At 67.8% G+C, this 8,070-nt stretch carries 7 protein-coding genes and 1 pseudogene; 6 read left to right on the forward strand and 2 right to left on the reverse strand.

What is annotated here, in order from left to right:
- The first annotated feature begins 314 nt into the window (after positions 1 to 314).
- The 5 genes from L0H79_RS18555 to tuf all read left to right on the forward strand — a co-directional run bounded on the left by L0H79_RS18555 (position 315) and on the right by tuf (position 5,778).
- Positions 315 to 851 carry a hypothetical protein gene (locus tag L0H79_RS18555; RefSeq protein WP_301486128.1) on the forward strand — a complete coding sequence of 179 codons (537 nt, stop codon included), beginning with the start codon at positions 315 to 317 and terminating at the stop codon, positions 849 to 851.
- A gap of 487 nt (positions 852 to 1,338) precedes the next feature.
- A complete protein-coding gene (gene rpsL / locus L0H79_RS18560) occupies positions 1,339 to 1,713 on the forward strand; it encodes a 30S ribosomal protein S12 (protein WP_301486129.1) in 375 nt (124 codons plus the stop codon).
- Complete coding sequence (gene rpsG, locus L0H79_RS18565) at positions 1,713 to 2,183, forward strand: 30S ribosomal protein S7 (protein ID WP_301486130.1); 471 nt, start codon at positions 1,713 to 1,715, stop codon at positions 2,181 to 2,183. The genes rpsL and rpsG overlap by 1 nt, the downstream gene beginning before the upstream one ends.
- Before the next feature lie 167 nt (positions 2,184 to 2,350).
- Positions 2,351 to 4,468, forward strand: coding sequence for an elongation factor G (fusA, locus tag L0H79_RS18570; RefSeq protein WP_301486131.1), 2,118 nt, complete (start codon positions 2,351 to 2,353; stop codon positions 4,466 to 4,468).
- Between the two features lie 113 nt (positions 4,469 to 4,581).
- Positions 4,582 to 5,778 (forward strand): elongation factor Tu, encoded by a 1,197-nt coding sequence (gene tuf, locus L0H79_RS18575; protein ID WP_301486132.1) that lies wholly within the window; start codon positions 4,582 to 4,584, stop codon positions 5,776 to 5,778.
- Between the two features lie 175 nt (positions 5,779 to 5,953).
- Here tuf and L0H79_RS18580 read toward each other — a convergent pair whose 3' ends face one another.
- Both L0H79_RS18580 and L0H79_RS18585 read right to left on the reverse strand, forming a co-directional pair.
- Entirely contained in the window at positions 5,954 to 6,181 is a 228-nt protein-coding gene (locus L0H79_RS18580; protein ID WP_301486133.1) for a hypothetical protein, read from the reverse strand.
- Between the two features lie 238 nt (positions 6,182 to 6,419).
- Positions 6,420 to 6,755: a hypothetical protein gene (locus L0H79_RS18585; RefSeq protein ID WP_301486134.1), complete on the reverse strand. Its 336-nt coding sequence runs from the start codon at positions 6,753 to 6,755 to the stop codon at positions 6,420 to 6,422.
- A gap of 463 nt (positions 6,756 to 7,218) precedes the next feature.
- Here L0H79_RS18585 and L0H79_RS18590 point away from each other — a divergent pair.
- Positions 7,219 to 8,070: pseudogene (locus L0H79_RS18590) on the forward strand (M18 family aminopeptidase); the annotation flags it as partial.

Consider the following 8,070-nt stretch of genomic DNA (forward strand, 5'->3'; position numbering starts at 1 on the left):
AGCCATGGCGAGCGTTGCCATCGGCCGTGCTGGCAACCTCCGGTCCAGGTGGGTTCCAGGTGGGTCCAGGTGGGCATCGGTTGTCGGATACGTCGCCTTGGCGGTCGCTTTGTTCGGGCCGAATTGGTTCCTTGGGCGCGCTGAACTTGAGAGGGGTCTGGGCCGCGTTGGCGAACAGTTGCTCAGCAACTCGATGGTGCTCACTGGCATCGCCCTATTGGCGCTGGCCGGCACTGGACGAATACCTCAGCGCCCGAACCATGCGTGGTTCCGGCCCAGCGGGTCACGGGGCGGGCGGTCGGTAGTATTGCCTCATGACTGACATTCCTCTGCCCGATGCTGACGAGGTCGCCGCCGAGGATGCTGATCCGGTTCCGTTCACTGTGGCTGTGCTGACCGAGGAGACTCTAAAACCGGTCGACGTCCAGAAGATCGTGGGCCTGCACGAGGGCGAGCCAGCGACCTACCGCCTGCTCGTGCCAGCGGACACGCAGCACAACGTCTTGGTGTCGGTGCTCAACCATCTCAGCCTGTTCGACATGCGCGAGGCCCTTGAGGCGATGGCGCCGGTCGACCGTGACAAGGCAGCGGTCGACGCGCAGACCGCCCTCGCGGCGAGCCTCGCGGAGTTCGAGGCCGCCGGGGCTGTTGCTACCGGTGAGGTGACGGCCGACGACCCGATGCCCGCGCTCGAGGACGAGGTCGAGAGGCTCGACGCGGCCGAGGTGGTCGTGGTGACCGAGCCTCACGCAGTCGAGGACACCTTCCATCGCGATTGGGCAAGCAAGGCCCGCGAGCGGCTCGGCGTACCGGTGCTGCACATGTACGCGGGGGACTGGCGGCTCGGCTGATCGACGACAGCGTGAGGACTCGAGCTGGGTCCCACGCTCCGCGTGAGGACACGAGCGAGGCCCGGAGCGCCGAGGAGATCGGCCACGGGGGCTCGGCTGATCGACGACAGCGTGGCCCTCGGTCACGAGTGCGAGCACAGCGGCATACAGGGTGGGAAACAACGCGACGATTTGGTGCGTGCACGACGCGCCGCTACGCTAGAACACTGTGTCTGAGGCGTGCGCACGCGCATGCCTCGTTCGCGCGCGATGACGGCTACGGTGCCCTGACGCGAGACGGCCCTTCGACGGCCACCGTCCGCGGTCCATCACTGAGTTGCCAGAGCACACCTCCCGCCGGGCAACTCACGAATGCGTGGGGAGTGCAGGGGGGAGCACCGCAGCCGACACTCCCGACATCGGGGGCCGGCTGCGAACAGACAAGGAGTCGGTCCACGGCATCGCGCCGCGGCCCGGCAGACAACAGCAACGTTATGGAGTAACCAGGTTGCCTACCATCAACCAGCTGGTCCGCAAGGGCCGCCAGGACAAGGCCGGCAAGGCCAAGACCCCGGCGCTGAAGGGTTCGCCCCAGCGCCGCGGCGTGTGCACCCGTGTGTATACGACCACCCCCAAGAAGCCGAACTCTGCGCTCCGCAAGGTCGCCCGAGTCCGCCTCTCGAGCGGCATCGAGGTCACGGCCTACATCCCCGGCGTCGGCCACAACCTCCAGGAGCACTCGATCGTGCTCGTCCGTGGCGGCCGGGTGAAGGACCTGCCCGGCGTGCGCTACAAGATCATCCGCGGCACGCTCGACACCCAGGGCGTCCGGGGCCGCAAGCAGGCGCGCAGCCGCTACGGCGCGAAGAAGGAGAAGGCCTGATGCCTCGTAAGGGACCCGCCCCCAAGCGCGCGCTCGTCGTCGACCCGGTCTACTCCAGCCCGCTCGTCACGCAGCTGGTCAACAAGATCCTGCTCGACGGCAAGAAGTCGATCGCCGAACGCATCGTCTACGGCGCGCTCGAGGGCTGCCGCCAGAAGACCGGCACCGACCCCGTCCAGACCCTGAAGCGCGCGCTCGACAACGTCAAGCCCGCCATGGAGGTCAAGTCCCGCCGTGTCGGCGGCGCGACCTACCAGGTGCCGATCGAAGTCAAGCCCGGCCGCTCGACGACGCTGGCCCTGCGCTGGCTCGTCGGCTACGCCCGTCAACGCCGCGAGAAGACGATGACCGACCGCCTCATGAACGAGATCCTCGACGCGTCCAACGGCCTCGGCGCCGCGGTCAAGCGTCGCGAGGACACCCACAAGATGGCCGAGTCCAACAAGGCCTTCGCGCACTACCGCTGGTGACAGCGACCCGAGTTCGTTCGAGGACACCCGGGGGCGCCGCCCTCCGGGCAACCCCAACGAGCCCGCGTGGCCGGCCACGCAACCGAGCGGCATACCACCGATGCAGTTCGCTCTCTCGGAACGGCTGCCCACAGATTTTCCACGACGAATGAGATGAGATAACAGACGTGGCACTCGACGTCCTGACGGACCTGACGAAGGTCCGCAACATCGGCATCATGGCGCACATCGACGCCGGCAAGACGACGACGACTGAGCGCATCCTGTTCTACACCGGTGTCAACCGGAAGATGGGCGAGACGCACGACGGCGCGTCGACGACCGACTGGATGGAGCAGGAGAAGGAGCGCGGCATCACCATCACCTCCGCCGCGGTCACCTGCTTCTGGGAGGGCTCCCAGGTCAACATCATCGACACGCCCGGCCACGTCGACTTCACCGTCGAGGTCGAGCGGTCCTTGCGCGTCCTCGACGGCGCGGTGGCGGTCTTCGACGGCAAGGAGGGCGTCGAACCGCAGTCCGAGACGGTGTGGCGCCAGGCCGACAAGTACGACGTGCCTCGCATCGCGTTCGTCAACAAGATGGACAAGCTGGGCGCGGACTTCTACTTCACCGTCCAGACGATCAAGGACCGCCTCGGGGCCGAGCCGCTCGTGCTTCAGCTGCCGATCGGTGCCGAGAGCGCCTTCGTCGGGGTCGTCGACCTGGTCTACATGCGCGCCCTGGTCTGGCCCGGCGACGCCAAGGGTGATGTCACGATGGGCGCCAAGTACGAGATCCAGCAGATCCCGGCCGACCTGCAGGCCAAGGCCGAGGAGTACCGCCAGGCGCTCGTCGAACGCGTGGCCGAGTCCGACGACGACCTGATGGAGAAGTACCTCGGCGGCGAGGAACTGACGATCGAGGAGCTGAAGGCGGGCATCCGCAGGCTCACCGTCACCTCGCAGCTGTACCCCGTCCTGTGCGGCTCGGCCTTCAAGAACCGCGGTGTCCAGCCGATGCTCGACGCCGTCGTCGACTACCTCCCCTCGCCGGTCGACGTGCCCGCGATGATCGGCCACAAGCCGGGCCACGAGGACGTCGAGCTCGAGCGCCACCCGAACACGGAGGACCCGTTCTCCGCGCTGGCGTTCAAGGTCGCCACCCACCCGTTCTTCGGCACGCTCACCTTCATCCGCGTCTACTCGGGCCGAGTCGCCGCGGGCAGCCAGGTGATCAACTCGACCAAGGGCAGGAAGGAGCGCATCGGCAAGCTCTTCCAGATGCACGCCAACAAGGAGAACCCGGTCGACGAGGCCATGGCCGGCCACATCTACGCGGCCATCGGGCTGAAGGACACCACGACCGGCGACACCCTGTCGGACATCAACGAGCAGATCGTGCTCGAGTCGATGACCTTCCCCGACCCCGTCATCCAGGTCGCCATCGAGCCCAAGACCAAGGGCGACCAGGAGAAGCTGGGCATGGCCATCCAGAAGCTGTCGGCCGAGGACCCCACCTTCCAGGTGCACCACGACGACGACACCGGCCAGACCATCATCGCCGGCATGGGCGAGCTGCACCTCGACATCCTCGTCGACCGCATGAAGCGCGAGTTCAAGGTCGAGGCCAACGTCGGCAAGCCGCAGGTGGCCTACCGCGAGACGATCCGTCGTCCCGTGCTCAAGTACGACTACACGCACAAGAAGCAGACCGGTGGCTCTGGCCAGTACGCCAAGGTCCAGGTCAGCCTCGAGCCGCTCGGCGAGACCGAGGACGGCTCGATGTACGAGTTCGTCAACGGAGTCACCGGAGGCCGGGTGCCGCGCGAGTACATCCCGTCGGTCGACGCCGGCATCCAGGACGCCATGCAGTACGGCGTGCTCGCCGGGTACCCGCTCGTCGGGATCAAGGCGACCCTCGTCGACGGTGGCTACCACGACGTCGACTCCTCGGAGATGGCGTTCAAGATCGCCGGCTCGATGGTGCTCAAGGAGGCCGTGCGCAAGGCCGACCCCGTGCTGCTCGAGCCGATGATGGCCGTCGAGGTGCGCACGCCCGAGGACTACATGGGCGAGGTCATCGGCGACATCAACTCCCGCCGTGGCCAGATCCAGTCCATGGAGGACATCAGCGGAGCCAAGGTCGTCAAGGGCATCGTTCCGCTGTCGGAGATGTTCGGGTACGTCGGTGACCTGCGGTCGAAGACCCAGGGTCGCGCCAACTACTCAATGGAGTTCCACTCCTACGCAGAGGTCCCCAAGGCGGTCGCCGAGGAGATCATCAAGAAAACCCGGGGCGAGTGACTGCGGGACATCCCGTAGGCTCTTCACCGACTTACCGAGATTCACATCCACCAGCGCCCCGTCCAACCAAAAGGTCTGCGGCGTAACACAAGAAAGTCCTGAGGAGGACCACAGTGGCGAAGGCAAAGTTCGAGCGGACCAAGCCGCACGTCAACATCGGCACCATCGGTCACATCGACCACGGCAAGACGACGCTGACGGCTGCGATCTCCAAGGTCCTGCACGACAAGTACCCCGAGCTGAACCCACAGTTCGCGTTCGAGGACATCGACAACGCTCCGGAGGAGCGCCAGCGGGGCATCACCATCTCGATCGCGCACATCGAGTACCAGACGGAGAAGCGTCACTACGCCCACGTCGACTGCCCGGGTCACGCTGACTACGTCAAGAACATGATCACGGGTGCCGCCCAGATGGACGGCGCGATCCTGGTGGTCGCGGCGACGGACGGCCCGATGCCGCAGACGAGGGAGCACGTCCTGCTGGCCCGCCAGGTCGGCGTCCCCTACATCGTCGTCGCGCTCAACAAGGTCGACATGGTCGACGACGAGGAGATCCTCGAGCTCGTCGAGATGGAGGTCCGCGAGCTTCTCTCGGCCTACGAGTTCCCTGGCGACGACCTGCCGGTCATCAAGGTCTCGGCGCTGAAGGCCCTCGAGGGCGACGCGGAGTGGGGCCAGTCGGTCCTCGAGCTCATGGACGCCGTCGACGAGTACGTCCCGGAGCCGGAGCGCGACATCGACAAGCCGTTCCTCATGCCGGTCGAAGACGTCTTCACGATCACCGGTCGCGGCACCGTCGTCACGGGCCGCATCGAGCGTGGCGTCCTCAAGGTCAACGAGGAGGTCGAGATCGTCGGCATCCACGAGGGTCCCCCGGCCAAGACCACCGTTACCGGCGTCGAGATGTTCCGCAAGCTGCTCGACGAGGGCCGCGCAGGCGAGAACGTCGGCCTGCTGCTTCGGGGCACGAAGCGCGAGGACGTCGAGCGCGGCCAGGTCGTCGTCAAGCCCGGCTCGATCACGCCGCACACGGAGTTCGAGGGTCAGGTCTACATCCTGTCCAAGGACGAGGGCGGTCGTCACACCCCGTTCTACGACAACTACCGTCCGCAGTTCTACTTCCGCACCACGGACGTGACCGGCGTCGTGCGCCTGCCCGAGGGCACCGAGATGGTCATGCCCGGCGACAACACCGACATGAAGGTCGAGCTCATCCAGTCGATCGCCATGGAGGAGGGCCTCAAGTTCGCGATCCGCGAGGGTGGCCGCACCGTCGGTTCCGGCCGGGTCACCAAGATCATCAAGTGATCTGACGCGGCAGTTTCCGGGAGGGCCCGGGCCGCTTCGGCGGGCCGGGCCCTTCGCCGTCTCCAGATCCATTCCGTATGCCGCTGAGTGGCGAGCAGGCGCGGCTCTCCACAGCGGCTATCGGGACGGCGGCAGGTCAGGCGGACTTCGTGTCTTGCCGGCGGTAGCGTGTGCCTCACTGGCCGAGGGCCTCCAGGACGACCGTGTCGGTGCCCTCCACGAGGTAGGCCTTCGCACGGAACCCGCCGTTGGCGAAGGCCGCATCGAGGGCGGGCCCACCCCGCAGTGTTCCGGTCGGGATGGCCGAGGCGACCCCGGCCTCCACCGCTGGGCCGGGCAGGTCCGTCGTCGCCTTGGGCCGCAGGTCGGCGGCGACATCGGGGGAGAGCCCCCACGACGGCATCGATCCAGTAGGTCGTCGGCCCCGGGGCGTCGCCCTCGAGGGTGCCAGACATCCACGTCGCCGAGACCGGTGCACCCAGCGCGGCGAACCGCTTCGTCAGGGGCTCGAGATCGTGGCGCACCTCGCCGCCGACGGGCCAGGTGAGCGTGCGCGTGAGTGCTCCACTGCTGGTAGCCGCCGATCGTCTTCTGCCAGTTCTCGGTCTCGGGGTAGGCGGTCGAGGCGTGGGCCGGGCCGGTCATCGAGAAGTCCGTGTTGCCGTTGCGCACCATCTCGTCGAGGGCAGCGGCGGTCCGACGACCTCGGTGTTGACGTTCTTGGCGATGGAGGGATCCTCGCGATAGCCCTCTTCGTAGTCGCACCGGAACGGCTCGCCGTTGTTGTCCCGGTAGTGGGCGTACATCGCCGTTGCATCATCGAGGTCGGGTCGCGCGAGTCTCCCGCCCTGGAGCTTGGTCATCCACTCCGCCTTGGCGAGGTGGTCGTGCCACGTCGCGTCCTTCGAGTCGTAGACGAAACCGTCATCCCACTCGATGGGCGGTTTGCTCGGTGCGCCGAAGTCGTATCCGTCCACGGGACCGCCCGTGCCGGTCGTGCCGGTCGTGCTGGTCGTGCCGGTGTCGGCCCGAACCAGAGCGGCGTGCTCGACACACCTGCCCCGTGGGCGCCGCCTGGACCAGGGGCCTGGCTGCTCGCGTCACGTTGACGGACAGCGTTCGCCCTCAGCCGGGAGCCGAGCTGCCGCAGACCGTGCTCGAGGGCGTCGATCCGCGGCCGCGACGATCGCCAGTCAGCGTCGAAGGACTCGACATCGCGCCCGCCCCAGACAGTGCCGAGCCGGGTGACCGCTTCGTCGACGGCCAGCCGCGGCGCATGGCACTCGCCGGCCTGTTGCTCGAGCTGCCCGGCGACGCGCTCCAGCGCGTCTGGGTCGGCTCCCTTGCGGTAGAGCACCATCGGCTTCCCCCCGTGACGTCTGATTGGTCGGCTGCTGCGGAATGGTGTCGTCCGGCGCTCCACACCATAGGCAGGGGACCGTGCGAGCGGCCAACGGGGAGTACTCCCCGGAGGTAGGGCCGGTAGGGTCGGTCGTCGTGGCGCACTCCTTCGACACCGAGACCGAGGCGCAGGGGCTGATCGACTTCGTCGACGCGGCCCCGACGCCGTTCCACGCGTGTGGGCAGGCGGCCGCGCGGCTGCGTGCGGCCGGCTTCACCGGGGTTGCCGAGACCGATCCGTTCCCGACGCAGCCGGGTGCGCACTTCCTGGTGCGCGGCGGCGCGCTCATCGCGTGGGACAGCCGTGGGGCGTATGCCGCTGGGCTCGGTCCCGCTGCCGGCTTCCGGGTCGTCGGGGCGCACACCGACAGCCCGAACCTGCGGATCAAGCCGAGGCCCGATCACATCAGCGCCGGGTGGCAGCAACTCGGCGTCGAGCCGTACGGCGGACTGCTGCTCAACTCGTGGCTGGATCGGGACCTCGGCCTGGCAGGGCGCGCGGCCATACGTGCTGGCCTGGGGGCCGAGACGCGGCTCTTCCATGACCCGCGCTCGCTGCTGCGGGTGCCGCAGCTCGCCATCCACCTCGACCGAACGGTCAACGAGAGGCTGGAGCTGAACAAGCAGCTGCACATGGAGCCGGTTTGGGGCGTTGGTGACACGCCGACCGACTTTCGCAGCTACGTGGGGGAGCAGGTCGGGGCCGAGCCGGGCGACGTGCTCGGCTGGGACGTGATGACCTACCCGACCGAGCCGTCGGCTCGCCTCGGCCTTCGGGGTGAGCTCGTTGCCGCGCCGCGCCTCGACAACCTTGCGACCTCGTATGCCGCCGTGCGCGCGCTCATCGCCGCCGCGGGGACGAGCGCGGAACGGGTGCCGGTGGTCGTCCTC

It is taken from the genome of Intrasporangium sp., assembly GCF_030452765.1.
In the GTDB taxonomy this organism is placed as follows: domain Bacteria; phylum Actinomycetota; class Actinomycetes; order Actinomycetales; family Dermatophilaceae; genus Intrasporangium_A.

Bases quoted from the DNA above. Each gene is read 5' to 3' on its own strand.
- L0H79_RS18555 (WP_301486128.1), top strand. From the start codon at position 315: ATGACTGACATTCCTCTGCCCGATGCTGACGAGGTCGCCGCCGAGGAT.
- rpsG (WP_301486130.1), top strand. From the start codon at position 1,713: ATGCCTCGTAAGGGACCCGCCCCCAAGCGCGCGCTCGTCGTCGACCCG.
- L0H79_RS18580 (WP_301486133.1), bottom strand. From the start codon at position 6,181: ATGCCGTCGTGGGGGCTCTCCCCCGATGTCGCCGCCGACCTGCGGCCC.